Origin of the sequence: Proteiniphilum sp. (assembly GCF_034927365.1) — a bacterium.
Taxonomy (GTDB): domain Bacteria; phylum Bacteroidota; class Bacteroidia; order Bacteroidales; family Dysgonomonadaceae; genus Proteiniphilum.
The window spans coordinates 394596-420303 of record NZ_JAYFQD010000013.1; the positions used below are offsets into that span (position 1 = coordinate 394596).

Genomic DNA, 25708 nt, shown 5'->3' on the forward strand with positions numbered 1-25708 from the left:
TGTGCCAATGAGTAAGTGTGAGATACTTGGATTAATCAGAGAATATTATATATATGTACAAGCCGATTGAAATAACGAAAGATATTTTTTATGTGGGGGTGAACGACCGCACCAAAGAGTCTTTCGAGAGCCTTTGGCCTTTGCCGAAGGGTGTTTCTTATAATTCCTATATTATCCGGGATGAAAAAACAGTGCTGATCGATACAGTCGATATTTGTTATTCCGATCTTTTTATGCGTAAAATCCGTTCAGTATTGGGGGATAAGACTATCGACTATCTGGTGGTGAATCATATGGAGCCGGACCATTCCGGTTCTATAGAATTCCTTGTCTCCAAATATCCGAATATCCAGATTGTGGGGAACAAGCGAACCATAGAGATGTTGAAAGGATTTTACGGGATAACCGGTAATGTGATAGAGGTGAAGGATCTGGATGAAATGAGTGTCGGTGAATACACCCTTCAATTTTATATGACACCCATGGTGCATTGGCCGGAGACAATGATGACTTATGTGAAGGAAGCCAAAACCTTGTTTAGTGCAGATGCCTTCGGTACTTTTGGTACGCTCGACGGTGGTGTATTGGACAAACAAATATGTCCCGAACGATATAATGATGAAATGATCCGGTACTACTCCAATATTGTGGGAAAATTCGGTTCACCTGTACAAACAGCCCTTAAAAAACTGGCAAATGTAGGGGTGGATGCCCTCTGTTCCACGCATGGACCTGTATGGGTGATTCCGGAAAATATATCCAAAGTGTTCGCATTATATGATAGACTGAGCCGTTATGAAGCAGAAGAGGGATTGGTTATAGCATACGGAAGTATGTATGGCCATACCGAAGAGTTGGCGGAGATAATCGCGACTGAAGCTGCTGAAAACGGGGTGAAGAGTATTGTCATGCATAATGTGTCGAAAAGCCATGAATCAAATATCCTTCGTGATACGTTTAAATATAAAGGATTGATCATCGGATCACCTACCTATAACAATAAGTTGTATCCGGCAGTCGATAGTCTGGTTTCTGCCATCCAAAACCGCAACCTGAAGAATCGTTTCTTCGGCTATTTCGGTAGCTTTACCTGGGCCGATGCTACCGCCCGGCAATTTGAAGCGTTTGCCGGAGCAATGGAGTTCGAGACGGTCGCAGAACCAATCATCATGAAGCAGGCAATGCTCGGTGATGTGGTGGATAAGGCCCGAAATCTGGGTCGTATCATAGCGGAGAAACTGACCTCCGGTGCTGAAGTAGTACCCAATAATACATCTAACTGTTAATAAATAAAGGAACATGAGACTTATCATTCAACCCGATGCCGATCAGATGGCACAATGGGCAGCCAATTACATTGCGGCAAAGATCAATAAAGCAAACCCTTCGGTGGAAAAGCCTTTTAAATTGGGATTGCCAACCGGCTCATCACCTCTGAATACCTACAAGGCGTTGATTAAATTGTACGAAACGGGACGTGTATCGTTCGAGAACGTAATCACTTTCAATATGGACGAATATATCGGTTTGCCGGCCAATCATCCGCAGAGTTACCATACTTTTATGTGGGATAACTTCTTTCATCATATCGATATTAAAAAAGAGAATGTGCATATCCTCAATGGCATGGCAGAAGATCCGGAATCTGAATGTGCCGCTTATGAGCAAGCCATCAAGGATGCCGGTGGCATCGACCTCTTTCTCGGTGGAATTGGGCCGGACGGACATATTGCGTTCAATGAACCGGGTTCGTCGCTCGCTTCGCGTACACGGGTGAAAACTCTTACCACCGATACGGTAATCGCCAACTCCCGCTTTTTCGACAATGATGTGAACAAAGTCCCCAAAACGGCACTGACAGTAGGAGTGGGTACCGTCCTCGACGCCAGGGAAGTGCTTATCCTTGTCAACGGACACCACAAAGCCCGCGCACTCTATCATGCAGTAGAAGGATCTGTCAACCATATGTGGACTATCAGCGCAATGCAACTACATCAAAAAGGAATTATTGTTTGTGATTACGATGCCTGTGCCGAACTGAAAGTAGGTACATACAAATATTTCCTCGATATCGAGCATGATAATCTCAGTCCCGACTCATTGATATAGTCTGTCGGATTGATTTAATTACAAAAAAGTGTGGACTCTGGTCTGCACTTTTTTGTTTTTGTATTAACGTTTTTACTTGATATTTAACAGGTTCCATCTGGAGTTATATGAACAAGACCCCTTTATCGCGTGTTTACCGAGAAATAACAGTCGCTATGGTAGAAAAAATGAACAAGGTGAAAAAAATATTTCGTTTGATCCCGGGGCTGCTATTCCTGCTGACATCTTTTCTCGTTTTTTCAGAAAACGGAAAAAGTGAGACGGAGGTAAAAGTAGTAGACTTTAAGCAGCTTCAACCGCTGTTGGAAAAGAAGAACGACACCATCTATGTGGTGAACTTCTGGGCTACGTGGTGTGCCCCTTGTATCAAAGAAATACCCTATTTTGAACAGTTTGGTGAAAAATACCGAGAGAAGAAGGTTAAAGTGTTGATGGTAAGCCTGGATATGCGCAATCAGTTAGAAACGAAAGTAATCCCTTTTATTGAAAAAGAAAAGATGAAAAATGAGGTGATTCTATTGGATGACCCCAAGTTCAATGATTGGATACCTCTCGTGGAAAAGAGCTGGAACGGTGCTATCCCAGCTACCCTCATCTATGGGAACGGATTCAGAGAATTCTATCCCAAGGAACTCATATTCGCTGAACTGGAAGAGATTGTAGAACCTCTATTAACATTTTAAATTTACAGTTATGATGAAACAATTTTTAATTTTATTCGTTCTAGTAGTAAGCGCTTTATCGTTGAAAGCGCAACCTCTCGCAATCGGTTCCGTGGCACCCGATTTTTCGCTGAAGAATATCGACGGTACCACTGTTTCACTGTCCGATTACGCAAGTGAAAAAGGAGTAATGGTGATTTTTTCATGCAATCCTTGCCCATATGTCCAGGCTTATGAAGATCGTATGATTGCTTTACATAATGAGTTTGCTTCACAGGGCGTGCCGGTGGTATTGATCAACTCCAATGATCCGGTACAACAACCGGCCGACTCTTTTGAGGAGATGAAGAAGAGAGCTGCTGAGAAAAATTATCCTTTCCCTTATCTGGTGGATGAGGAGCAGAAAGTATATCCAGCTTATGGGGCTACCCGTACTCCGGAGATTTTCCTGTTGGAAAACAAAGGTGACGGAAAATTCGTAGTAGTATACACTGGAACTGTTGATGATAATTATCAGGATGCGGCGGCCGTAACAGTACCCTATGCTGCCAATGCTGTACGTGCTTTATTGTCTGGGAACAAACCCGATCCTGCTACGACAGTAGCTATAGGATGCGGGATAAAAGCAAAAAAATAAGGAGTTTTAGGTTTTTAGGTTATCACGCAGAATAAAAAATGCGAATTGTTATCCGCTGGAACCCATTTCCCTCCCGGGAACATGCTTGGGTCCCGGCGGATTTACTGTTTCAGATTCCTGTTTTATCTCTTTTTTTCTTTACCCACTTACGGTAGGTTAAGCGGAAGATCACAATCATGATGGTTATCAGTATGACTGCTATGAGGAGGGGAGTGAACAGGGACATGATGGAAAAGCCTGTCGCTGCAACACCTTCCCCGGTGGAAACAACAGGATTGCCTGTGCCGGCGGTAAAGCTTGATGATACCAGTCGGGTAAGCACACTTCCGCTTTGAATTGTGGCTGCTGCGCCACCACCTATTACAAACCCTATGATCCACTTGATCCACTCACTTTCAGCAGGAAATACCGAAGTCATCAGCAATGTGCCGGCACCGACTGAAAGAGGGGTGGCAATATTATCCAATAGGTTGTCTACGAAAGGTATATAATAGGCGAGCACCTCCACAACAGTAGCTATGCTAAAACTGATGAGCGCTGGGACAGACCCCATCCACGCAAAATTTTCTCCCAGCGGAAGCAATCCGAAATGAGAGGCAAGCCCCGCGACAAGCAGGGGGATGAAAACGCGGAATCCCGTGCTGGCACTTAAACCGATCCCAAGCGCAATTGCACTGATAGTCTCCATGTTTATTTCCATAATCAAAGTATAAATTGATTATCAGTTGGATGTTTGCTACCTCTTGTTGGGAATGCCACAGGCATCGCCGGTAGGTTCATCTTCGGAACGATACCAGATATCGATATAATCATCAGGTTTCCTGCGGAATCGGGCTAGAATATAGGAGCATGAGGGGATTACCTGGTAACCTTTTTCACGGGCATAGTTGACCATCTCATTGAATAATCTTCCGGCAATACCCTGTCCTTCCAGTTCGGGACGTACACCTGTATGATAGGCGTTCAGTAAATTATTTTTCACTTCAAAGTCGAGTTCTGCAACCTGTCGACCGTCTTGCTCAATATAAAAACTGCCCTTGTTATTGTCGTTTAGCTTGAATTGTATATCCATTCTGATTTAGTTTTTAGTATGTAACCTATGTTGTTGAACTATTCCTTAAAGTCTCACGCAGATTAAAACATCTTTCCTGCCTGATTTGTTGAGTTACGAAGTGAAACGAATTTAGATGTGATCTGAAATCCAAAATTTGATCGATCTTTTTGTGTTTTTTGTATCTTTGGAGAATTAATATGCTATTTGAGTCAATACGTTCATCCCGACCAGTCGGGATAAGTAGTGATTAATTGCATCAGTGTGATGATTTTTCACTTTGAGTTATTCACTTATAAGTCTTGGTTCTCTTAAGAAACAAAATGTTTCAACGCATTTTTTGAACGGAGAAAACGTTCTGGAATGCTTAGCTCTTGATTAGTTCTAATAAAAATGATACAATGAAAAGATTTTCGGTTTTATCCCTGTTATTAGTTTTGTTCGTCGTAAAAGTATCTCCCGCGACGGTTGATACGGTAAGTGTGTTCAGTGAAAAAATGGATAAGGAGATCAAGACGGTCATTATCAAGCCGCGATCCTACGAAGGGAAAGATGCTTTCCCCGTCCTTTATCTGTTGCATGGTTATAGTGATCGTTATGACGGATGGGTAAATAAAGCGCCTAAAATCAAGGAGCTCTCGGATCAATATGAGATGATGATTGTCTGTCCTGATGGTGCTTTCGGTAGCTGGTATTTCGATAGTCCTGTCGATTCTGTCTTTCAGTTTGAGACATTCGTGGCCAAAGAGTTGATAGCATGGGTTGATAGCAACTACAAAACGGTTGCTTCGAGGGAAGGACGTGCCATTACCGGATTGAGTATGGGTGGTCACGGAGGGTTATATCTCGGTTTCCGGAATCAGGATGTGTTCGGTGCATGCGGGAGTATGAGTGGTGGAGTAGATATCCGTCCGTTCCCCAATAATTGGGATATTGCCAAAAGAATCGGTGCACAACGTGATTTTCCCGAAAGATGGGAAGAAAACACCGTGATGGGATTATTACATTTGCTGACACCCAATACGTTGAAGATAATCATCGATTGTGGCACGGAAGACTTCTTTTTCGAGGTAAACGAACGGTTACATGAAGAGTTATTGTACCGGAACATACCGCATGATTATATTTCCCGCCCGGGAGTACATAACTGGGAGTATTGGGCCAATGCGGTGAAATACCAGGCTCTCTTTTTCAGTGATTATTTTAAATCCCGTAAATGAAAGTTCAATCATCAATAACAGGGAACATGAGAAAATGTGTTTTGTCTTTTCTTTCAGTAGCTATTAGCCTGTTGCTTTCGGCCCAACCTTCCATACCTTTCAGGTTTGCTCTGGTTACCGATATACATGTGAGTGGCCCGGACAGTAAAGAAGATCTCCAACGTACGGTAAAAGATATCAATTCGCTTACAGATATTGCTTTCGTGATTGTCTCGGGAGATGTGACCGAATTCGGTTCTTATGATGAATTGTATGCCGCTAAATCTTTGTTGGATGAATTGAAAGTTCCTTATTATACGATTCCCGGAAACCACGATTCGAACTGGTCGGAAAGCGGCACTAACGATTTTCTGCGCATATTCGGCAATGAGACATTCGGATTCGAGTATAACGGTTACAGGTTCATCGGACTTGCCTCCGGCCCCAATATGCGTATGGGACCGGGACAAATACCGCGGGAGAACCTGACATGGTTCTTTAAGGAACTCAAAAAAATGGATACCGACACCCCCATTATTTATGTGAACCATTATCCTATGGATAACGGCTTGAACAATTGGTTCGAGGTGATGGATGCGCTCCGGCCTTATAATGTGCAACTCATGCTGTGCGGGCACGGACATGCTAATCAGAAAATGAATTTCGAGGGTGTAAATGCAGCGATGTGTCGCTCCAACCTGAGAGCCTCCGATGAATATGGCGGATATACTATCATTACTGTAGATATTGGATCAATCTCATTACAGGAGCGAAAAGCTTCCGGTGAAACGCTCTCTCCCTGGCTTACTTATCCGGCAGGGGAGCATCCTCAATGGCAAAGTAATCCGCCCCGTCCCGATTATTCTTTTAACCGGGATCATCCTTATGTAACCGAAGTGTGGAGTGTGCAGGAGCAGAGCGATATGGGCAGCGGAATGACTCTCTATAATGATCGGTTGATCTATACCAATACAGCAGGAGAGGTGAAGGCCGTGAAGGTGAAGGATGGTACTCCCGCCTGGAAGTATATGACCGGCGGTAAGATCTATTCAACTCCCGTAGTACATCAAAAGCGGGTGTGGGTCGCCTCTTCCGATTCCTATCTGTATGGTCTGGATTTACGCGATGGAAAAAAACAGTTCCAATTCAAGAATGATAAAGCGGTAGTTTCTTCTCCCGCCTGCTTGGGTAATAAGGTGATGATTGCTGGTGGAGATGGCCACTGTAGGGCATGGAATGTGTCGACAGGAAAACTGCTTTGGCAGTTCGACAGTGTGAAGAATTTCGTGGTGACCCGTCCTCTTGTGAAAGAGGGGGTAATCTTTTTCGGAAGTTGGGGTAATCAGTTTTATGCCCTCGATATTAAGACCGGTAAACCGAAATGGATCTGGAGCAACGGCCATTCCAACCGGATGTTGTCTCCGGCACAGGTAGTGCCTGTGGCTACGCATGGACGGATCTATCTGGCTTCCCCCGACAGGTATATGACTGTTTTGGATGAGCAAACAGGAGAGTTGATATGGCGCTACAACGATCCCGAAAATAGGGTGCGTGAGTCAATCGGTATATCGGAAGATGGCCGTACTGTCTATGCCAAGACCATGGATGGAAATATTCTGGCTATCGATGCCACGGTTTCCGAAAGGAAAATAAAATGGATCTCATCGGGAGAGGATATGGGCTATGAACTGACGCCTACTCCGGTGGTGGAGAAAGACGGGGTAGTATATGTCCCTACCGATAAGGGGTTGATCTATGCCTATCGCGCTTCGGATGGTGCGTTTCTCTGGAAATACCGTATTTCAAACGGTTTAATCAATATGATCCTACCCACAGACAAGGGTGAGCTGTATGTTTCAGCGATGGATGGGAAACTTGTAAAACTGAAGGTCGATAAAACAGGTTAAAGGATGGATTACAAGGCAGTCAGACGGATGTTTAGTTGCAATTATATGGTTCGATGTGTCACGATACTTGGACCACTTTTCCGCTCTTTACGTAAAAAATGAATCCTTTTACATTTTGATAGCCTATTTCCTGAATGGATTTTACATACCGTTGTACCTGACGGAGATATTTCGATTCCTCTAATTCACCGAATTTATAATCAGCAACGATCACTTCATCGGAGCCGATCATTATCCGGTCGGGGCGACTGAATCCGGTAGACGGATGGAGTAACTGTGTTTCATTTAATACGGTGTACTTTCCTGAGTACCAATCTGATATCTTCGGGATGGATAAAATTTCGGTCAATAGATGCACCGTTTCATCTCTCTCTTCCTCTCCCAGCTCTCCTGCGGAAATCTTGTATGCTACCGCCTGAGGGACATCCGCCAGTGTTTTCACATTACTTACAATATCGTGCATCATCCGGCCATAATCACGACTACCATCCTCGCTGAAATAACCGATGGAGTTGAATCTCAGTTTCAGGCGGTCGCCAAAAGAGACTGATTTCCATGTGCCGGTTTTGTAAGTATTTGCTATAGCCTTTTCCTCCGATATCCTTACAACTGTTGGTGTACCATATTCAAAAACGGATTCAACTTCATCTTCTTCAAAATATTCATTTAGAAGAATATATTCTCTTGTAGGATATGGATTTTTGACATCAGTAACACTTCTCCATAACAGACCAGCTATGTCGGATATGTTTTCCGGTTTCCGGGGGATAGGAGCGAACACTATAAGCCGGTGCTTGGAACGGGTAAATGCCACGTAGAGCAGGTTCAGGTTGTCTATATAGGTAAACCGTTTTTCTTCCAGATAGCTATCCCTGAAGATGGTATCTTCGAGTCCTTTGCCGTATCTTAACGGAGCTACTCCCAAAGCGTTGAACGGTATCGTTTCAGGTTTACACCAAATAATATCGTTATGGCGTGCATTATGATCCATTCCCCAATCTGCAAAAGGCATAATCACCGCACCGAATCCCAACCCTTTTGATTTGTGGATGGTGATCAACCGGATGGCATCTTGATCCTCCGGTGAGAAAAGCGCTTTCCTGTGACCGGTTTCGCCCCACCAGTCCAAAAAGTCGTTGAGATCAGACGTAGCACTCTCTTTGAATTTGAGAACTATATCCAGAAATGCCTGTATATAAGTATTTTCTTTTGCTTCTAACGCATCGGCTGTGAGGGTGAAAAAATGCTCTGTCATCTCATAAAAAGGCATCGATACCAGTTCAGAGAGATGGTCCTTTATTTCAACGGGAAAATCACCGTTTGCTTCTTCGCGGTAGAGTCTCAAAGCCTCCTCGGGTGAACAACCGCGTTGATACCGATAAAATTCATAGATGGCCATCATTCGCCGGGCATTATCTTTGGGATTCCGGAAATGGTGCATCAGTGCGATGATGGCTTTCACACTCTGGGCGCTGCGGATAAGGAGCGCTTCATTGGAGATGATATCGTAGCGATAGGATGATTCCGGATGTTGGTCCCGATAAGTCAGTAATGTTTCGGCAACCTGTACCGCTTCGTGGTTCCATCTTACCACGATGGCAATATCTTTGAGTGCAAAGCCTTGATCCTGAAGTGCCTCTATTTCGTGGGGAAGTCGTTCCAGTACTTCCGCTTTCCAGTCGGTTTCTTTATCGTCTTTCAGGAAGGTAATCTTTACCTGTCCGCTGCTGCCCGCTTTTTTAGCTGGTATCTGCTGATAAAGGTCGGCGTAGGCATTGGTGATCTGTGTGTCGCTGTTTTGTCCGTTATTGTTATCCTCCGTTATTTGCTGAGTGCCTTCTGTAGATGCATTAAAATCATTTTGTAAATTGATAGCGGCTTTCGTAAAGAAAGCATTGTTGAATTCCACTATATGGGCATCGCTTCGCCAGTTGGTATCCAATACATGTTCCTCTATATTGCCGGTCCGGAAATCTTCCTTGACCTGTTCTTCGAGTAGACGCCAGTCAGAGTTGCGGAAACGATAAATACTCTGCTTTACATCACCCACGATCAGGTTGAAATTGCCGGAGGCAAGGCTTTCACTGATTAGCGGTTTAAAATTTTTCCACTGCATCCGGGAGGTATCCTGAAACTCATCTATCATATAATGATGTACACGTGTTCCTATCTTCTCGTAGATAAAAGGAGAGTCGGTATCGGCAATGATATCGTTGAGTAGTTCCGTCGTGTCGGAGAGGAAAAGGATATTGTTTTCCTGTTGCAGTAGCCTCAGTCGTTGTTTAATGTCATTAAGGATTCCCAGGGTATAAAAATTACGGAGCAGGTGTTTCGCCGTCTGGTAATTCCGGTCGTTATCGGAGAGGTGGATGATCTGCTTCACGCAATCGTTAAGGCCTTCCGTATAAGCGGATCGGATAGCGCTCTCTTTTGTCTTGTCGTTGAACCAAAGGTCGACATTGTCCACCAGTGCGATAAGGCGATTGGATGGTTTTTCCATACCTCCGTTGGCCAATTTGGTAAACAGGAGGAATCCGGAATTTTTTTTATGCTTAAAATCCTCGTACGACAAGCCATATTGTTGCATGATGCTCAGTGCCTTTACTCCCACCGATTTCACCTCGTGTTCGTAGCTCTTCGAAATGCGCATTAGCATCTGTTTATAGGCTTCGAGTTGTTCCTTATCCTGAATGGCGGACTGCTCCTCGTCGGTAAACGATTTATATGTCTCGTTGAACAGCTGTCTTGCGAGGTCCAGCACCTGTTGTTCGATCTTCCAGCTTTTGCCCTCCTCTATATTGTTTTGCATGAATCGGAGGAGCCATTCGGAGAGTGTCTTGTTTTCCGGTTTATCCAGTTCGGAGAGCATCAGGTCGATAGTCTCCGTCAGCAGTGAAGTTTCATCCAATTCGATATTATATCCTCCGGATAAACCGGTTTCACGGGCAAAGTTACGCATAGTCTGCTGGAAAAATCGGTCGATAGTACTGATCGAGAAGGAGGAATAGTCGTGAAGAATAGTTTCCAGGATGATTCTGGCTTTTGCGCGTACATCTTCCTGATTCATGGCGAAATCTTCCATCAGTCCCGGCATATAGGAAGAATCAGCGCCCGAAGCAAGTCGGTGCAATTCTTCCACGATACGCGATTTCATTTCGTCGGTCGCCTTGTTGGTGAAGGTCACGGCGAGGATATGCCGATGATTGTTAGGTGACGAAAAGAGCAAACGGAGATATTCACCTGTCAGCCGATGTGTTTTTCCCGATCCGGCAGATGCCTTGATTACATATAAATGTTTGTTATCAGATGATACGTGATTTGACATATCCTTCCTTTTGCAAGATACCTAACACCTTCTCGCGGTGATCGCCCTGGATGATGATTTCACCCTCTTTGGCAGATCCTCCCACACCGCATTTCGTCTTCAGCACCCTACCCAGTTCCTGTAGGTCGTCGTCATTTCCTATAAACCCGGTGACCAGCGTTACAGCCTTTCCCTTCCGGTTCCTTTTATCGAGGCTGATGCGAAGCAACTGTTTTTCATTGGGACGGGTTTCTTCCCCCTCGCTTCCCTCTTCCTGATAATGGTAATCGGGATTGGTGGAGTAGACGATATCTAATCTTTTTTTCCAGTCGTTCATCTCTTTACAGGGTTTTGAGTTTATTTAACCTCTTTATGCTTAACTTCTAACGATTCAACTACGTTCATGATATAATCCCCCATTCGTTCACATTCAGAGATAATATCCATATAGAAGATGGAGTTCTGATAGGAGTAGAGGTTTTGATTCAGATTCTCCACATTTTCATGCTTCAGCCGATTCCGTTTTTCGTTGATACTGCTCTCTATATACTTGCTGCGTACCAATTCCGCTTCTGTTATTCTTTGGTTTTTGAGCAAAGCCTGCATATTTTCGAATGCCTTGTCGAGCAGATCGTACATGTTGTTGATATTGTTGATGATGATCTCTTCAAAGACAGCATCGGCCTCCATCTTGCGTTTCAAGTGACGGGCAATGTTACAGTTCGAGTCGGCAATACTCTCTATTTCCGTCACGCCACGCAGGATATAACGCACCCGTTCCTTACTCTGGTTGCTCAATCTTCCTTCCGAGACCTTACCCAGATAGGATCCTATCTCTACCTCCATACGGTCGCAAATCTCTTCATACTTCTCTGTTCGGTTGTACAGTTTCAGGAATTTTTTGTCGTGATGATCCATATTGGTGGATTTCTTCACAAAGCCAAACATCTTCTTTGCACGTTGTGCATATACTTCTACCTCTTTCTCGGCCTGGAGGATGGAGAGTTCGGCTGTGGGTGCTACCCCGGTAGAGATATACTTAAGTGCGAATTCTTCATCTTCTTCCTCGCCCTTTCTGGGTTTAATAGCAGCAAGACATATCTTTTCGTAGAATTTCACGAACCATACCATAATAAGCACATTACAGATATTGTATAGCGTGTGGAATAGGGTTAATCCATAGGAAGTAGAGGACTGATAGCTTAAATATTGATCTTGTAGTGTTGCCAATGCCGGAGATAACTCCGCTTTGGAAAGGGTGGAGATTTGCCTGTATTCTTCAGGTGAAAGCGAGTTGAAGAATGATGTCATCCCGCTGGGATAGAAGGAGGTAGCTCCTCCGATTATGTTATCCACCATTTCCACAAAATAATTGAATACGACAGTCAACCAGACCAGCCCCAATACATTGAAGATGAAGTGGGCGAATGCCGCTCGTTTTGCCGATATATTGGCTGGAATAGCCGCTATGTTGGCGGTAAGGGTTGTACCGAGGTTTTCTCCCATCACCATCGCAGCAGCACTTGGGAAATCGATCCACCCCTTTGCTGCCATAATCAGGGTGAGGGCGATTGTGGCGGCCGATGACTGCACGATGACCGTCAATATGGTGCCGATAAGTAGGAAAAAGAGCACAGAGATGACCCCTTTGCCACTAAAGTTCTGCAGGAAAGATAATACTTCAGGGTTGTCTTGTAGGTCGGGCATCGATTCTTGCAGGAAACCAAGTCCCATAAACAAAAAGGCGAATCCAAAGATGAATTCGACCATCGATTTTTGACTGCTCTTGGAGGAGAAGATAAATGGAAGTGTCAAGCCCATCAATGGAATCGACAACGCGCTGATCGATAGTTTGCCGAATCCGAAGAAAGCTATGATCCATGCGGTGAGTGTCGTTCCGATATTGGCACCCATGATCACGCTGATTGATTGGAGTAGGCTTAATAAGCCGGCGTTTACAAAACTCACCACCATAACGGTGGTGGCGGTGGATGACTGGATAAGGGCGGTGACGAGGAGACCTGTCAATACTCCTGTTATACGGTTTTTTGTCATCGCTGACAATATGGTCCGGAGCCTGTTCCCGGCGAGTTTCTGTAGGCTCTCGCTCATCGTTTTCATACCATATAAAAACAGAGCCATCCCACCTAAGAGCTTAAAAAAATCGAACAAACTATATTCCATGTGTGAAAAATAGCGTATATTAGCGTGCAAATATAGTGAAAGCTGAGAGAAAAACCAAGCTTGCTTGAGTTTTTCCGAGGCGTATCCTATATTCTGGAAATATAGTGAAAGCTGAGAGAAAAACCAAAAATTAACAATATGGCAGATACTGTTCGAGTGCATTGTCTCAACACAGATGAATATAAAGAGGTGAAAATCGGCTCTTCATTAGAAGAGCTTATTGATTTTTTTGGGGTAACATCTCCCTATAAAATTATGAATGCGAAGGTGAATAACAAGACCGAATCACTTGCATATAGGGTATATCGACCGAAAACAATAGAATTTGTAGATATGAGGAATTCTTCGGCCATGCGTACCTATGTGCGGTCGCTTTGTTTTATTCTCGCCAAAGCGGTGAATGATACTTTGCCCCATGCTGAAACCTATATTGAACATGCAGTAGCCAAGGGGTATTATTTTCAGATAGAAGCAGATGTGCCGGTCGGTAAACCCGAACTGGATGCTGTCCGTAAGAGGATGTGGGAGATTGTAGAAACGGATATCCCTTTCGTACAGGTGGAAGAGGAGACTGTGGAAGTGGTAAAACTTTTCCGTGAGCGGGGAATGGAAGATAAAGCCCAGCTGCTTGAAACATCTGATTTCCTCTATTCCCGTTATTCGAAACTGGAAGAGTACATCGACTATTTTTATGGTAGCCTGACGCCCTCTACCGGTTATATTACTATGTTCGATATCCAACCGCATAACGGAGGTTATCTGTTGCGGGTACCCAACCGTGGAAACCCGGTAGAACTGGAGCCTGAGATACAGCAGGAGAAATTGTTGAAAGTGTATCGAGAGCATGTTCAATTTTTGAAAATAAGCCAGTTGGATAATGTAGGTGATCTAAACAGGGCAAAGGAACAAGACCTGATGTCGGAAGTCATACAAGTGGCGGAAGCCTATCAGGCGAAACAGATCGCAGAGATTGCCGAAGAGATCACCCGCCGGTTCAGAGAAGGTGTGCGTGTAGTCCTGATATCCGGCCCCTCTTCTTCGGGAAAGACCACTTTCCGTAAACGGCTCGAAGTGCAACTGTTGGTGAATATGCTGAAACCGGTGGGTATTTCGTTGGATGATTATTTCATCAACAGAGATGAAACGCCTTTGGATGAAAATGGGGAGAAAGATTATGAGTCACTCTATGCTCTCGACCTGGAGTTGTTCGAGCAACATATGCTCGCGCTTATGGCGGGAGAAGAGATTGAGCTGCCGTCATACAATTTTATGACTGGTAAGCGGGAGTTCAAACAGCACTATCTCAAGATGGATGATAACAGCATCCTGATCGTGGAGGGGATACATGGTTTGAACCCTGAGTTAACGGAACATATCCCTGCGGAAAAGAAATTTATGATCTATGTTTCGGCATTGACAGCCATCTCGTTGGACAATCATAACTGGATACCTGCATCCGATAACCGGCTACTCCGGCGTATTGTGCGTGATTACCACTACCGGGGCTATTCGGCAGAACAAACCATTTCTCGTTGGGACAGTGTTCGTCGTGGTGAAGATAAATGGATTTTTCCTTACCAGGAGAACGCCGACGTGATGTTCAACTCGGCCATGATCTATGAACTGGCGGCTATTCGCCGACATGCAGAACCGATCCTACAGCGTGTACCCCGTACCGTACCCGAATATTCCGAAGCGTATAGGTTACTTAAGTTCTTAGGTTACTTCAATTATATTACCGATCGGGAATTGCCGCCGACATCGTTGCTCAGGGAGTTTTTGGGGGGAAGTAGTTTCCGTTACTAAAAGTGTAGGAAAGTGATAAGGTGGAAAAGTGGGAAGGTTGATCCCGATAAATCGGGCAAGTAGTGCAGATTTACTGATATGCAGATTTTTTGATGACAGAAGATATAATTTGTGCGATATCTACGCCTCCCGGAATGGGAGCGATAGCGGTTATTCGTCTATCGGGAGAGGGTAGTTGTGCGTTGACTGACCGAATATTTCATTCTCCTTCCGGGAAGAAACTGGATGAAGTCGCTGCTAATACCGTTCATTTCGGAAAGGTTATGGCGGACGATGAGGTGTTGGATGAAGTTTTAGTCACTGTTTTCCGTGCGCCTCATTCTTTTACGGGTGAGGAGAGTGTAGAGATTTCCTGTCACGGATCGGTTTATATACAGCAAAGGATAATAGAACTGTTGCTCGCCAACGGTGCAAGGTTAGCCAGAGCGGGTGAATTTACCCGCCGTGCGTTCCGTAATGGGAAGTTCGACTTGAGCCAGGCGGAGGCTGTCGCTGATCTGATATCTTCTTCCTCACGTGCCTCACACAGGGTGGCAATGAACCAGATGAGGGGTGGTTTTGCAAAAAAACTGTCCGACCTTCGTGATAAATTGTTACAGTTTGTATCCTTAATCGAGTTGGAACTTGATTTCTCCGAAGAAGATGTGGAGTTCGCCAACCGGCAACAACTTTATTTGCTGACCCGGGAAATTGAGCAGGAAATTGATAAATTAGTCAATTCTTTCCGGTTGGGAAATGTTATCAAAAGTGGTATACCAGTCGCTATTATCGGCGAGACTAATGCCGGTAAATCAACCTTGCTGAATCTTTTACTCAACGAAGAAAGAGCCATCGTCAGCGATATTCACGGCACCACGCGGGATGTGATCGAAGACGTCATGAATATCGGGGGAGTAACTTTCCGCTTTATCGATACGGCAGGTATCCGCCAGACTTCCGATACCATCGAGACGATGGGGATCGAGCGTACCTTCCAGAAAATCGAACAAGCCTCTATCGTCTTGTGGATGATCGACCTGACCACATCGAAGGAGAAGATCGAATCACTGGCAGAATCCATCGTACCTAAAACAGTAGAAAAACATCTGATTTTATTATTCAATAAAGCCGATCTGGTATCCGAAGAACAACGGACAAATATAGAGAATATTCTTCCAGAGATAGGGAATGACCGACTCTTTATTTCCGTCAAGCAGCAGTATAATACCGCCCTGTTACAGGAATTGTTGGTCAAAGCCGCCGCCATTCCTGCCATCAGTGAAGAAGATGTAATCGTGACCAATCTGCGTCATTATGAAGCCCTCAACAAAGCCCTCGAAACTATCCTCCGTGTAAAAGAAGGATTGGAGATTGGCATTACCCACGATTTTCTCTCACAGGATATCCGGGAATGTATGTTCCATATTGGAGAAATAACAGGCCAAATATCTACGGATGAAATACTTGGAAATATATTCTCGAAGTTTTGTATCGGAAAGTAACATTCTGTATATCATTGATTTATAAATATAAGAAAGTATTGTAATTCCTTAGAAGAAGTAAAGAGATTGGCTTCTATACCATATAAACTATCCTGAACCTGAGTTGTAAAAACCATAAGACTTTACCGGTATCATTCCGGCATGCAATGACATGCGTTTTGTAGTATGTACTCTAAAATCAAGCCAATCCCGTATCCCATTAAATATATTTTCTTTTTTGTAAGTTTTCAGAATAATACGCCAGGTCTTCGATATCGTTGAAATATACCTTCGCTAAGTTCTCCCAATTCAGGGTCGATGTGTATTTCAGACCTCCGAATTGAATTTTTTTTCTCAGGAGATGGTTGTCCAGTAATTTTTTGATTTTTTCTATATAATCATCCGGTTCATCGGGATTGCACAAGAAACCTGTTAGCCCGTCATCCACCAATGCCTGCGATCCTCCTCCCCTGGCTATTACCGGAACACATCCGCTGGCCATTGCTTCGATCACCACGTTTCCGTATGACTCAGATACAGAGGTAAATAAAAAAATATCGGAAGAAGCATAAACTTTCGCCAAAGTTTCGTGAGGCAAAAAGCCGAAGAAAAAGGCATCCTTCATTCTTGCTCTGGCATCTTCTTTGGCAATACCGCTACCGGCAACCAGAAAATTGACTTTTAGTCCGACTTCCTGAACCCGGTCGTAAATGGCAAAAAGAGTCTCAAGATTTTTCTCCCAAACCAATCTCGATACGAACAGGATGGAGGGATAATCGTTGTTGGTTAATCTCTTTATGAAAGACCGGTCCCTTTTATCAGGCGAAAACAGGGAGGTATTGATCCCCCTTTGCCATAGTTTAAAATTTCGTGGCGATATCCTGTGTCCTTCCAATTCTTTGGCAATCTGGCGCGTGGGGATATAAATGAGGTCGCATTTATTGTAAAATTTGCGGTACGTCCTGGCAATCACGGCCTCGGTGCAATTAATAAGAAAAGGCAGGTTCTTTAAGTAATATTTTGTATATGAAATGAAGTGTGTATGATAGATGGATAATACAGGGATGCCCTGTTTCTTCGCGTAATTAAGCGCGAAGAAACCCAACGATGAAGGTGTGGCAATATGAATGATATCGGGCTGGAATAAGGATAAAGTGGTGACCAATTCAGCTTTACACAAATGGGGGAGGGCAAACTTATAAGTATGATTATAAGGAATGGTCAATGTCGGGATTTCCCGTACCTGATGTTTCAGTTTGTGTTTGGAAGACATTCCACAAAAGAACAGGTAGCTGTATTCTGATTGGGGGATTCTATCTATCAACTGGAACATGGTCTTGTTTGCCCCATCGAAATCCCGGACCAATATATCCGAGAAAAATGCCACTTTTATTTTTTGCTTTTCCTCAACCATTGTTGGTTGACTTCTCTGAATTGACTTAACTTGCATACTCATTTTGTTTAATAAGGGATTGATTATTGTGCCAAACTGTATGTCCGTTGCTTCAGGTATTTACCCAATTTTGTATCGTCACGAATAATTTGCATGAATTCCGGCAAAATCGGATTTCCCACGGTGATGGTAATTTCCCGACCCTCCTTATTTTTTAGCTCATGACAAAGCAACAGGTTGCGGGCTTTCCATCCGAAGATGCGGGAGAGATAAAACGGCATGGAATTCCTTCCTGAGATATGAATGGGAATAACCGGGACTCCCGCCTTACGGATCAGTTTTATGACCGACAATTGCCAATCCCGGTCCAATATTTCGAACCGTCGGTTTCTGAAACTTATATAAGAAACTGCGCCGGAGGGGAAAAATCCCAACGAATTCCCTTTTTTCAGGTGCTTGAGGCATTGTTTTACCCCGTTTAATGTAATACTTGCCTGCAATTGATGGGGATTTACCACGATAAAATTATCTTCCAGCGTATCGATCAATCCCAGAATATGATTGACCAGTAATTTGAATCGGTCCGAATAATAACCGACAGCTTCCATCAGTGTGATGCCGTCGATATGGCCGTAAGGGTGATTGGATACTGTGATAAAAGGAAGGTTTTTATACTTTTCCAATACTTCCGCATTCCTTATTATACGATTGATTTTTAAATTGTTGAGTAAATCCCGGCAAAAGGAAATACCCGTTAAATGCTTCGACTGGTCATAAATATCATTGGCGTTTTGCAACCCCGACAATTTTACACCCACATCGATAAGAACTTCTCCATACCTTCCCCTGAAAACAGGATGTAAAGTGCGTATATCTTTCAGGCTGATTAATTTCTCCTTCATCGATAATCTTAAAAGTAAAATGAATAAAAAGCTATCCCGAATAGCTGTAAACCCTTATCAGGCGTTCCTTTATCATTGCCATTATATTCCGGTAACGGGTACGGACGATCTTGGGGGACACTTTCAGTTCGGAAGCGGTTTCTTTCACCGTATATTGTTCATTTAGCCTCAATACTAAAATATCTTTTGTCAATTGGGGCAGGTTATCCAATACACTGTTTATGATAGTATGTACTTCATTCGTATGGATTTCTTCAAGGATGTGGGTATATGATAATGACTTCTCAATTTCCGACAATAGGGAATTATCGCCCGATTTACGGGCATACGACGATTTCAGGTAATCCAGCATCCTGAAAGAAAGAACGCGTAAAAAATAATCCTTGACGGAACCATTTGTATTGTTTATGAAATATGAGGGATTCTCCCATATTTCCATCCAGAAGTTTTGCGCTATTTCCTCTACTGTTTCCTTGCAACCTATGCGGGTGTATATCCACCTATAAAAAAGGCGGTTGTAACGATCATAAAGAAGATTGAAAAAGTAAATTTTACGACCGGTTTCCATTTGCTTCAAAAGGGTAGCATCGGTGATCTCCATATAAAATATTTTGAGCAAATCTAAAGAAAAAGTGTTACGATTCAGGCTCGATATTATTAAGTATTTGCTACAAAAAAATCGAAACTAACAAATGGGAGAATATTGAATTAAAATGCTTTGTAATCGCGATATAAATCTTAACAAAATCTTAATGGTTTTCAGGTAAAAAACAACCCGTTCAACTCTATTATCTATATAGGGAAGTAGGAACCAATTATTTATTTTCAATTATCGATTATGTTCATTAACAATAGACGTTTCAATAACAATAGAGAAGGCTATGTGCCGGACCGTGGAGGGAAAGGCGAAAGAAGTAGAATTGAATGGTTTCTGTTTGCCCATTATTTGCTGAATCGCTTTGCGTCAGGTAAGATCTCGAAAAAGGAAAAGCAACTTCTGTCACTATGGGATCCCTCATTAGAAGAACAGTTATCGGTATCGCCCAATGAGAAAGACGAAAAGGATGCAGAGAAAAAAATTTATAGGAAGATATCCGAATATTTTTCTTCCATTCACACTAACGATAACGAGTCGATACCCGTCCAACCCGAAAAAAAATCTAAATCGGGCATATTGTCCAGTTTTCCGGTAATTATGATCATCATCCTCGTAGCCGGTTTCGGGATGTACTTTGTCTTCAATATTTTCATATCTTCAATCGATTAGTGAACGGAATTAATGGAAATGAAGTAACTTTGTCAAAATGATAATTTAGTAATTATGAACAAGATTAATTATCCGGCATTCGTTTTTTTATTCTCGATATTATTGATTGGTGCATGCTTTGCAAAGACGGGAAAATCTACTGAAGATAATTGGAGTAGTGAGTTGAAAAGTAGGTATATAGCTGGTCATGAAATAGCGACCGAAGAAGTATTACGGTCGATACCAAAAGAATATATCGACAAAGCCAGGACTACCCTCCATGTTGCCTATCAACACACATCGCATGGAACACATGTTTCCAGAGGGATGTCTGGTTTGAATGATTACAAGGATGGTGACGATGTACTGTTTGGCTTTTCGTACATGGACGATAAATTTCGCGAGGGTGTACCGGAACCAATCCCCGGGAAACTCGACTTTCGCGACCATGCTTTAGTCGATTATGCTGAAGAGAGTGTTGATGCTTGGGATTTAGGTAGGGTTGAAACTGCTTTTATCCAGGCTACGAGAAATTTTCTTGATGATCCTAAGAATGCAGTAATAAACGTGGTTATGTGGTCGTGGTGCAATATTGAGAGCCATAAAATTTCTGAAAACTACATCCCGGGGATGGATTCGTTAATTGCTGAATATGGTGTTGGTGGAACAAAAATAGGCTCAAAAGACGGTCAGCGTGAAAACCCGGTTACCTTTATTTTTATGACTGGACATCCCAATACCGGTGATAATGTTGGCGAAGGTAAACCGAAAAATCAGGCCAAAGTCATAGTAGATAACTGCATCGAAAAAAAACAATATTGTCTGGATTATTATAGTATCGATTCGCATGATATGGATGGAAACTACTGGGAAGATACTGGTGATAATGGCAACTCCGAAGCTTATGGCGGTAATTTTTATAAAGACTGGCAGGATACGCATCAACTTGGTGAAGATTGGTTCGAAAATAAAATCAAACCCGGTGGCAAGGTCGAATTCGGGGCACACAACGATCAACATATTACGGCAAATCGTAAAGCTTATGCTATGTGGTGGATTCTAGCGAGGATTGCCGGATGGGACGGTCAACTTGAAAATGACAGATAAATGACAATATCTTTATTTTACTAATGTCTTTTCCGTTAGTTGCAAGTGTAACGACATTTGTATTTGGGCTAATAAACTAAAAAACGATCATGGTAGGATTGAAATTGGGGGATACAAAGATCAAGCAATACCATCTTCATAAGGATGAACCGGATAAGGTTCAATTCGAGATATACAGTTTAAAAGAGTATCTGGAAGAAAGCGTCGGGCATCTATATCCTCATAGACATAGCTTTTATCAGATTATATGGTTCATATCGGGTAAGGGTAAGCATTATGTCGATTTCAATGAGTATGAGGTCAAAGAGAACTCCTTGTTTTTTGTCTCAAAAGGTCAGATTCACTATTTCGATAACAATAGTTACGAGGGTTGTATCATCCACTTCAATGAATCATTTGTAGCTGAGGATGAAAATTATATCAACATCTTCCTGAATCACAATATATTCCATTCGTTTGAGAAGGAGCCATTCTTCACAATCAATGAGCAGGATACAAAGGAATTCCACAATATCGTGAATCAACTGCAGGCAGAGATGTGGGTTACAAGCCAGTTTGCTCATGCTGAATATCTGAAACACCTGCTCCATCTGTTTCTTATCCTTATTCAGCGGTTTGGCGTGAAACGGGATTGTGACGGTCTTTCAATGAATAATCCGTCTCATACATACTTTGTCAGATTCCGGAAATTACTGGAAGAGAATTATCATGCCATACATACCGTAAATGATTATGCCGGACTATTGAATATTTCGAGTAAGACACTCACGAATTGCACCAAAGAGATTTCAAGCCAGACTCCTCTGGAAATAATTAACGACCGTATCCTACTTGAAGCGAGGCGACTATTGGCCTATTCCGATAAGAATGTGAATGAGATTGGATTTGATCTGGGATTTGAGGATCCTTCTTATTTCGCGAAGTTCTTCAAGCGGCAGATGAAGATGTTGCCGAGAGATTTTAGAAAACTGAATAGTTCGATTTCTGAGAAACTGATTTTCTGAGTGAAGGGTGTCGTGAATGAGTGATAAATAGACTTGTTTCTGTAATTTACCATTTTTGTTCTCTTTTCTACGCTAATTGGCCATTCAGTATGCCATATCTTTGTATTATCAATCAATATTGATGGTTCTTTACTATTTAAAATTTAAGGATTATGGCAAAAGCTTATTTGGAAATTACGATGTTTGTCAGCAATGCAAACAGACCCACCGCAGCAGGTGTATATAATAAGTACAAACAACCGTTCCTGGATGGCATCAGGGGTGCCGTTTCTAAAGAACTGCTTATCCGTAATGAAGATGTGCAGGTACTACACTGTTTTGAAAGTGTTGAAGATGCAAGTGCTTACCTGCAGACAGAACTTTTCAATAATGATGTAGTCAAAGAATTGGCTCCATTGTTGGATAAAGCGCCGGAAATCAAAATTTATACGGTAGCATAAAAAAGGATATCGAGAAGGATAGAGCTGCTTATTAGAGGCGGCTCTTTTCGTGTTTTAATAGATAATCATATGAATTCAGATATATTATCCCAAGTTTTGGATACAAAGAGCTTTGAATAGACAGGAATTTCTCTTGTCCGGTTTTTAGCCCAGATTTTTGAGAATACCGATAAACGGGTTGTCCTTCCTTATAAGACGGTGGAAGAACAATATACCTATTGGAAAGATGGTTTCACGAAAAGAGGCAGTCGGCTTGATCTGTTTAAAGATGTAGTCGAAAAATCGATGAATTTCTACTGCCGTCCTACTAAAACACCTGGTTGAAATAGCCGACCGAATGTGAGATTTGCCTTCAATGGTAAAATCAACGGGTTGGAATTTTATTATTCCTTTTTGGCAAACAACACCATCTTTACATCGAGTTTGTATCCGATGTTGATGACATCGATCACCTGTTGAAGGTTGAGGCTTTTGTCTGCTTGCAGGATCACATTTATTTCTTCGTTTTCCTGTTTTTTTTCCAGCAACTGGGCTAGTTGAGGTTCCATCTGATCGAAAGAGACTTCCTTGTTGTTGATGAAGTAGCGAGAATCGGCAGTAATGGCAATGGTTATCGCTTTTTTGATGGTTACGTTTTTGGCGGACGAAGCGTTTGGGAGGGTTACTCTCACAGCCGAAGGAGTAACCATGGTTGCGATAATCAGAAAGAACATCAACAGAAAGAACATGATATCGTTAAGCGAAGATGTAAACACCTCGGCATTTCTACTTTTTCTACGTTCGATTTTCATTTTTTATATTACTTCTTTGTAAAATGAACGGATGCTTTTGAGGACATCATTGGAGTCTTTCTCGATGCGGCTTACTGTTTTGTCGATCTTGTTATTGAGAATATGATATCCCGAATAGGCTATAATCCCCACTAAAAGTCCCACTCCCGAGCATATCATCTTCTGGTACAACCCGTCGGAGATACTGCCGATACTGATTTCATTGGTTACCGAGATGTTGTAGAAAATGGTGATTACCCCGAAGATTGTTCCGACAAATCCCAACATGGGCGCAATGGTGGCGATAATCCCCAGGTTTCCCATTCCCTGTTCGAGTCGGATAATTTGCTGGCGTGATTCGCTTTGCATCGCTTCTTCCACCTCCTGCTTCCCGTTCCGGATTTCGTGTAACCCTGCTGCTACAACCTTCGAAGAGGAGTTGCCTATTTGGGTACAAAGAGCTTGCGCTTTTTCGGGTTTATTTTCGGAGATGAGTTCCGTAATGCGGGAAATCCACATTTTATCATCTTTGAGATTGGCACTGATGACCAAAGATCGTTCGATGATAATGTAAACGGCGATGAGTAGTAAAATAAATATCGGAAGTAAAATCCATCCGCCTTTCATCAATATGGAAAGAAAACTCTCTTCCACAACCCGCTCGGGCATGGATACTTCCTGAAGCAATACATATAAAATAGTAGACATAACACTCTCCTTTCAGTTCAATTTTTTAAATCGGGTTTTTTGCGATGGCAAAATTAGTGAAATGTAGGATTGAGTATTCAAATAGAGTGATAAATTATCTTATTTCTGCACTGTTATTTCGAATGTATTATATTTAAGGTGATAGGGGTTAAAATCATTGAAGATTTTGTTCAAAAAAGAACAATGCATTTATTTAACACGTCGTCAATAAAGAAGAGTAGGAATTTAACAGAATAATGAATCTATTTCATCGGATTATATTGGGTATAGAAGCTCTATTTGGGGTCTTGAAGATGAAAAGTTGGTTATAAGGCATGATACAGGAAACGGTGCAGAGCCTTATGTAAAAGGAGGTCTACTCTCCATCGAAAGAGTAGGTGCATTTAAAGGATTACGGAGAGGACCCGATAGGGTAAGGGATTTTTAAAATTAGTCGATTCTGCTTTTTGATACTTTTCTCCCGGTTTCAATATTGGGAAGAAAAGCCGTTATTATTCCAATTAAGGGTAAATAAGCGCAAATATTGAATACGAATTCAATGCTTGTCCTATCCGCCAGCCAGCCCCAAAAAGCGGAAGCTATACCTCCCATCCCGAAAGCTAACCCGAAAAATAGTCCGGCGATCATACCCACTTTCCCGGGAACGAGATCGGTCGCATATACCAATATGGCTGAAAAAGCAGAAGAAAGGATCAAGCCTACAAATACTGCCAGGACGATGGTCGCCCAAAGTCCGGCATGAGGCATTAAAAGTGCAAAAGGAGCTGCTCCGAGAATGGAAAACCAGATAATATATTTTCTGCCGAAACGATCCCCTAAAGGACCTCCGGCAATGGTCCCGGCAGCTACTGCGGCAAGGAAAATGAACAGGTATAATTGCGAATGTTGTACGGAGACATTGAATTTCTCAATCAGGAAAAATGTGAAGTAGCTGGTCATACTTGCCATATAAAAGTACTTGGAGAAAACGAGGAAGAATAATACGATCAATGAACCGATAACTTTTTTGCGTGTTAATGCATTGTTGTTTTCTGTCTGTACCTTACTTTTCGCTGTCAGTTTTATATGCAGATGTGCCTGATACCATTTTCCGACCCTGAAGAGAATGATTATAGCCAGTAAAGCGATCAATGTAAACCATATAATGGCCGGTTGCCCGAAGGGTAAGACAATCAATGCCGCTAAAAGGGGGCCCATGGCGCTTCCGAAATTTCCTCCTACCTGAAAAATAGATTGTGCAAGCCCTTTCCTTCCACCTGATGCTAATTGTGCCACTTTTGAAGACTCGGGATGAAATACCGAAGAACCCATACCCACAAGAGTAACAGCTATCAGAAAAGTATAAAAATTAGATGCCATTGACAAGACCATAAGTCCTATCAATGTGAAACTCATACCTATAGATAAAGAAAATGGTTTTGGATGTTTGTCCGTATAAAAACCGATGAAGGGTTGTAATACTGATGACGCGAATTGAAATGTAAGTGTGATGATACCTATTTGCGTGAATGAGAAAGCAAATTTCTCTTTAATGATGGGATATACGGCAGGAATAACCGACTGCATCATATCATTAAGCAAATGAGCAGAGCTAATCGTGAACAGGATTGTATAAATCGTTTTTTGTTGGAGTATTTTTGACTGCACTCTACTTGTTGATTGTTCTTTTTCGTCCACTTCTATTGAATCCATTGAAAATTGTGATATTATTGCTTCTGTTATATTTTAATTCTTTTTGATCCCGTCTTATAAGAACTCGGAATCGGGGTGCAAAATTAGCAATATTAATATGAAAACAGCTAAAGGAAGTTATCGCTGT

General features: G+C 42.5%; 24 protein-coding genes. 13 read left to right on the forward strand and 11 right to left on the reverse strand.

The genetic code is table 11. From position 1 onward, the window contains the following. Nucleotides 1-53: 53 nt before the first annotated feature. From VB073_RS10550 to VB073_RS10565, 4 genes are all read left to right on the forward strand, one after another. Nucleotides 54-1286 (forward strand): FprA family A-type flavoprotein, encoded by a 1233-nt coding sequence (locus VB073_RS10550; protein ID WP_323404131.1) that lies wholly within the window; start codon nt 54-56, stop codon nt 1284-1286. A gap of 13 nt (nt 1287-1299) precedes the next feature. Continuing rightward, nucleotides 1300-2109, forward strand: a complete 810-nt coding sequence (gene nagB / locus VB073_RS10555) for a glucosamine-6-phosphate deaminase (protein WP_323404132.1) — start codon at nt 1300-1302, stop codon at nt 2107-2109. 167 nt (nt 2110-2276) lie between these two features. Continuing rightward, nucleotides 2277-2792 carry a TlpA disulfide reductase family protein gene (locus VB073_RS10560; protein WP_323404281.1) on the forward strand — a complete coding sequence of 172 codons (516 nt, stop codon included), beginning with the start codon at nt 2277-2279 and terminating at the stop codon, nt 2790-2792. A 10-nt stretch (nt 2793-2802) separates the two neighbouring features. Then, on the forward strand, nt 2803-3408 hold the full coding sequence (locus tag VB073_RS10565) for a thioredoxin family protein (protein ID WP_323404133.1): 606 nt from the start codon (nt 2803-2805) through the stop codon (nt 3406-3408). Nucleotides 3409-3517: 109 nt separating this feature from the next. Here the strand turns inward: VB073_RS10565 and VB073_RS10570 are convergent, their stop codons facing one another. After that, the gene (locus VB073_RS10570) at nt 3518-4096 is read right to left on the reverse strand and encodes a DUF4126 domain-containing protein (RefSeq protein WP_323404134.1); all 579 of its coding nucleotides are present in this window, start codon (nt 4094-4096) and stop codon (nt 3518-3520) included. A 48-nt stretch (nt 4097-4144) separates the two neighbouring features. Beyond that, on the reverse strand, nt 4145-4480 hold the full coding sequence (locus VB073_RS10575; protein WP_323404135.1) for a GNAT family N-acetyltransferase: 336 nt from the start codon (nt 4478-4480) through the stop codon (nt 4145-4147). A 380-nt stretch (nt 4481-4860) separates the two neighbouring features. On the opposite strand from VB073_RS10575, the gene VB073_RS10580 reads away from it, so the two are divergent. Together VB073_RS10580 and VB073_RS10585 are read left to right on the forward strand one after the other, a co-directional pair. After that, nucleotides 4861-5679 carry an alpha/beta hydrolase family protein gene (locus VB073_RS10580; RefSeq protein ID WP_323404136.1) on the forward strand — a complete coding sequence of 273 codons (819 nt, stop codon included), beginning with the start codon at nt 4861-4863 and terminating at the stop codon, nt 5677-5679. A 26-nt stretch (nt 5680-5705) separates the two neighbouring features. Beyond that, a complete protein-coding gene (locus tag VB073_RS10585) occupies nt 5706-7565 on the forward strand; it encodes a PQQ-binding-like beta-propeller repeat protein (RefSeq protein WP_323404137.1) in 1860 nt (619 codons plus the stop codon). Nucleotides 7566-7623: 58 nt separating this feature from the next. Here the strand turns inward: VB073_RS10585 and VB073_RS10590 are convergent, their stop codons facing one another. The 3 genes from VB073_RS10590 to VB073_RS10600 are packed head-to-tail and all read right to left on the reverse strand — an operon-like array spanning nt 7624 to nt 13053. Then, a complete protein-coding gene (locus VB073_RS10590) occupies nt 7624-10890 on the reverse strand; it encodes a UvrD-helicase domain-containing protein (RefSeq protein ID WP_323404138.1) in 3267 nt (1088 codons plus the stop codon). Beyond that, entirely contained in the window at nt 10868-11206 is a 339-nt protein-coding gene (locus tag VB073_RS10595; RefSeq protein WP_323404139.1) for a translation initiation factor, read from the reverse strand. The genes VB073_RS10590 and VB073_RS10595 overlap by 23 nt, the downstream gene beginning before the upstream one ends. A gap of 20 nt (nt 11207-11226) precedes the next feature. Then, a complete protein-coding gene (locus tag VB073_RS10600) occupies nt 11227-13053 on the reverse strand; it encodes a Na/Pi cotransporter family protein (protein ID WP_323404140.1) in 1827 nt (608 codons plus the stop codon). A 138-nt stretch (nt 13054-13191) separates the two neighbouring features. On the opposite strand from VB073_RS10600, the gene VB073_RS10605 reads away from it, so the two are divergent. Then, entirely contained in the window at nt 13192-14859 is a 1668-nt protein-coding gene (locus VB073_RS10605; protein WP_323404141.1) for a nucleoside kinase, read from the forward strand. A gap of 92 nt (nt 14860-14951) precedes the next feature. After that, nucleotides 14952-16340 carry a tRNA uridine-5-carboxymethylaminomethyl(34) synthesis GTPase MnmE gene (mnmE, locus tag VB073_RS10610; RefSeq protein WP_323404142.1) on the forward strand — a complete coding sequence of 463 codons (1389 nt, stop codon included), beginning with the start codon at nt 14952-14954 and terminating at the stop codon, nt 16338-16340. A gap of 199 nt (nt 16341-16539) precedes the next feature. On the opposite strand, the gene VB073_RS10615 is transcribed toward mnmE, so the two are convergent. Genes VB073_RS10615 through VB073_RS10625 form a run of 3 tightly spaced genes read right to left on the reverse strand, consistent with a single transcriptional unit; the run spans nt 16540 to nt 19215 of the window. After that, complete coding sequence (locus VB073_RS10615; protein ID WP_323404143.1) at nt 16540-17769, reverse strand: glycosyltransferase family 1 protein; 1230 nt, start codon at nt 17767-17769, stop codon at nt 16540-16542. A gap of 26 nt (nt 17770-17795) precedes the next feature. Further along, the gene (locus VB073_RS10620) at nt 17796-18614 is read right to left on the reverse strand and encodes a 1-acyl-sn-glycerol-3-phosphate acyltransferase (RefSeq protein WP_323404144.1); all 819 of its coding nucleotides are present in this window, start codon (nt 18612-18614) and stop codon (nt 17796-17798) included. Between the two features lie 31 nt (nt 18615-18645). Further along, nucleotides 18646-19215 carry an RNA polymerase sigma factor gene (locus VB073_RS10625; protein WP_323404145.1) on the reverse strand — a complete coding sequence of 190 codons (570 nt, stop codon included), beginning with the start codon at nt 19213-19215 and terminating at the stop codon, nt 18646-18648. A 237-nt stretch (nt 19216-19452) separates the two neighbouring features. Between VB073_RS10625 and VB073_RS10630 the strand changes: the two genes are divergently transcribed. From VB073_RS10630 to VB073_RS10645, 4 genes are all read left to right on the forward strand, one after another. Continuing rightward, the gene (locus tag VB073_RS10630) at nt 19453-19881 is read left to right on the forward strand and encodes a hypothetical protein (protein WP_323404146.1); all 429 of its coding nucleotides are present in this window, start codon (nt 19453-19455) and stop codon (nt 19879-19881) included. A gap of 54 nt (nt 19882-19935) precedes the next feature. Further along, nucleotides 19936-20967 (forward strand): hypothetical protein, encoded by a 1032-nt coding sequence (locus VB073_RS10635; RefSeq protein ID WP_323404147.1) that lies wholly within the window; start codon nt 19936-19938, stop codon nt 20965-20967. Nucleotides 20968-21056: 89 nt separating this feature from the next. After that, nucleotides 21057-21971 (forward strand): AraC family transcriptional regulator, encoded by a 915-nt coding sequence (locus VB073_RS10640; RefSeq protein ID WP_323404148.1) that lies wholly within the window; start codon nt 21057-21059, stop codon nt 21969-21971. A 152-nt stretch (nt 21972-22123) separates the two neighbouring features. Next, a complete protein-coding gene (locus VB073_RS10645; RefSeq protein ID WP_323404149.1) occupies nt 22124-22411 on the forward strand; it encodes a hypothetical protein in 288 nt (95 codons plus the stop codon). A 383-nt stretch (nt 22412-22794) separates the two neighbouring features. On the opposite strand, the gene VB073_RS10650 is transcribed toward VB073_RS10645, so the two are convergent. Next, on the reverse strand, nt 22795-23202 hold the full coding sequence (locus VB073_RS10650) for a biopolymer transporter ExbD (RefSeq protein WP_323404150.1): 408 nt from the start codon (nt 23200-23202) through the stop codon (nt 22795-22797). A 3-nt stretch (nt 23203-23205) separates the two neighbouring features. Continuing rightward, the gene (locus VB073_RS10655; RefSeq protein ID WP_323404151.1) at nt 23206-23889 is read right to left on the reverse strand and encodes a MotA/TolQ/ExbB proton channel family protein; all 684 of its coding nucleotides are present in this window, start codon (nt 23887-23889) and stop codon (nt 23206-23208) included. A gap of 301 nt (nt 23890-24190) precedes the next feature. On the opposite strand from VB073_RS10655, the gene VB073_RS10660 reads away from it, so the two are divergent. Beyond that, entirely contained in the window at nt 24191-24316 is a 126-nt protein-coding gene (locus tag VB073_RS10660) for a hypothetical protein (protein WP_323404152.1), read from the forward strand. 2 nt (nt 24317-24318) lie between these two features. On the opposite strand, the gene VB073_RS10665 is transcribed toward VB073_RS10660, so the two are convergent. Next, a complete protein-coding gene (locus tag VB073_RS10665; RefSeq protein WP_323404153.1) occupies nt 24319-25581 on the reverse strand; it encodes an MFS transporter in 1263 nt (420 codons plus the stop codon). Nucleotides 25582-25708 lie beyond the last annotated feature (127 nt).

Coding starts and splice junctions, on each gene's coding strand:
- VB073_RS10550 (WP_323404131.1), top strand. CDS start 54: ATGTACAAGCCGATTGAAATAACGAAAGATATTTTTTATGTGGGGGTG.
- nagB (WP_323404132.1), top strand. CDS start 1,300: ATGAGACTTATCATTCAACCCGATGCCGATCAGATGGCACAATGGGCA.
- VB073_RS10560 (WP_323404281.1), top strand. CDS start 2,277: ATGAACAAGGTGAAAAAAATATTTCGTTTGATCCCGGGGCTGCTATTC.
- VB073_RS10565 (WP_323404133.1), top strand. CDS start 2,803: ATGATGAAACAATTTTTAATTTTATTCGTTCTAGTAGTAAGCGCTTTA.
- VB073_RS10570 (WP_323404134.1), bottom strand. CDS start 4,096: ATGGAGACTATCAGTGCAATTGCGCTTGGGATCGGTTTAAGTGCCAGC.
- VB073_RS10575 (WP_323404135.1), bottom strand. CDS start 4,480: ATGGATATACAATTCAAGCTAAACGACAATAACAAGGGCAGTTTTTAT.
- VB073_RS10580 (WP_323404136.1), top strand. CDS start 4,861: ATGAAAAGATTTTCGGTTTTATCCCTGTTATTAGTTTTGTTCGTCGTA.
- VB073_RS10585 (WP_323404137.1), top strand. CDS start 5,706: ATGAGAAAATGTGTTTTGTCTTTTCTTTCAGTAGCTATTAGCCTGTTG.
- VB073_RS10590 (WP_323404138.1), bottom strand. CDS start 10,890: ATGTCAAATCACGTATCATCTGATAACAAACATTTATATGTAATCAAG.
- VB073_RS10595 (WP_323404139.1), bottom strand. CDS start 11,206: ATGAACGACTGGAAAAAAAGATTAGATATCGTCTACTCCACCAATCCC.
- VB073_RS10600 (WP_323404140.1), bottom strand. CDS start 13,053: ATGGAATATAGTTTGTTCGATTTTTTTAAGCTCTTAGGTGGGATGGCT.
- VB073_RS10605 (WP_323404141.1), top strand. CDS start 13,192: ATGGCAGATACTGTTCGAGTGCATTGTCTCAACACAGATGAATATAAA.
- mnmE (WP_323404142.1), top strand. CDS start 14,952: ATGACAGAAGATATAATTTGTGCGATATCTACGCCTCCCGGAATGGGA.
- VB073_RS10615 (WP_323404143.1), bottom strand. CDS start 17,769: ATGCAAGTTAAGTCAATTCAGAGAAGTCAACCAACAATGGTTGAGGAA.
- VB073_RS10620 (WP_323404144.1), bottom strand. CDS start 18,614: ATGAAGGAGAAATTAATCAGCCTGAAAGATATACGCACTTTACATCCT.
- VB073_RS10625 (WP_323404145.1), bottom strand. CDS start 19,215: ATGGAGATCACCGATGCTACCCTTTTGAAGCAAATGGAAACCGGTCGT.
- VB073_RS10630 (WP_323404146.1), top strand. CDS start 19,453: ATGTTCATTAACAATAGACGTTTCAATAACAATAGAGAAGGCTATGTG.
- VB073_RS10635 (WP_323404147.1), top strand. CDS start 19,936: ATGAACAAGATTAATTATCCGGCATTCGTTTTTTTATTCTCGATATTA.
- VB073_RS10640 (WP_323404148.1), top strand. CDS start 21,057: ATGGTAGGATTGAAATTGGGGGATACAAAGATCAAGCAATACCATCTT.
- VB073_RS10645 (WP_323404149.1), top strand. CDS start 22,124: ATGGCAAAAGCTTATTTGGAAATTACGATGTTTGTCAGCAATGCAAAC.
- VB073_RS10650 (WP_323404150.1), bottom strand. CDS start 23,202: ATGAAAATCGAACGTAGAAAAAGTAGAAATGCCGAGGTGTTTACATCT.
- VB073_RS10655 (WP_323404151.1), bottom strand. CDS start 23,889: ATGTCTACTATTTTATATGTATTGCTTCAGGAAGTATCCATGCCCGAG.
- VB073_RS10665 (WP_323404153.1), bottom strand. CDS start 25,581: ATGGATTCAATAGAAGTGGACGAAAAAGAACAATCAACAAGTAGAGTG.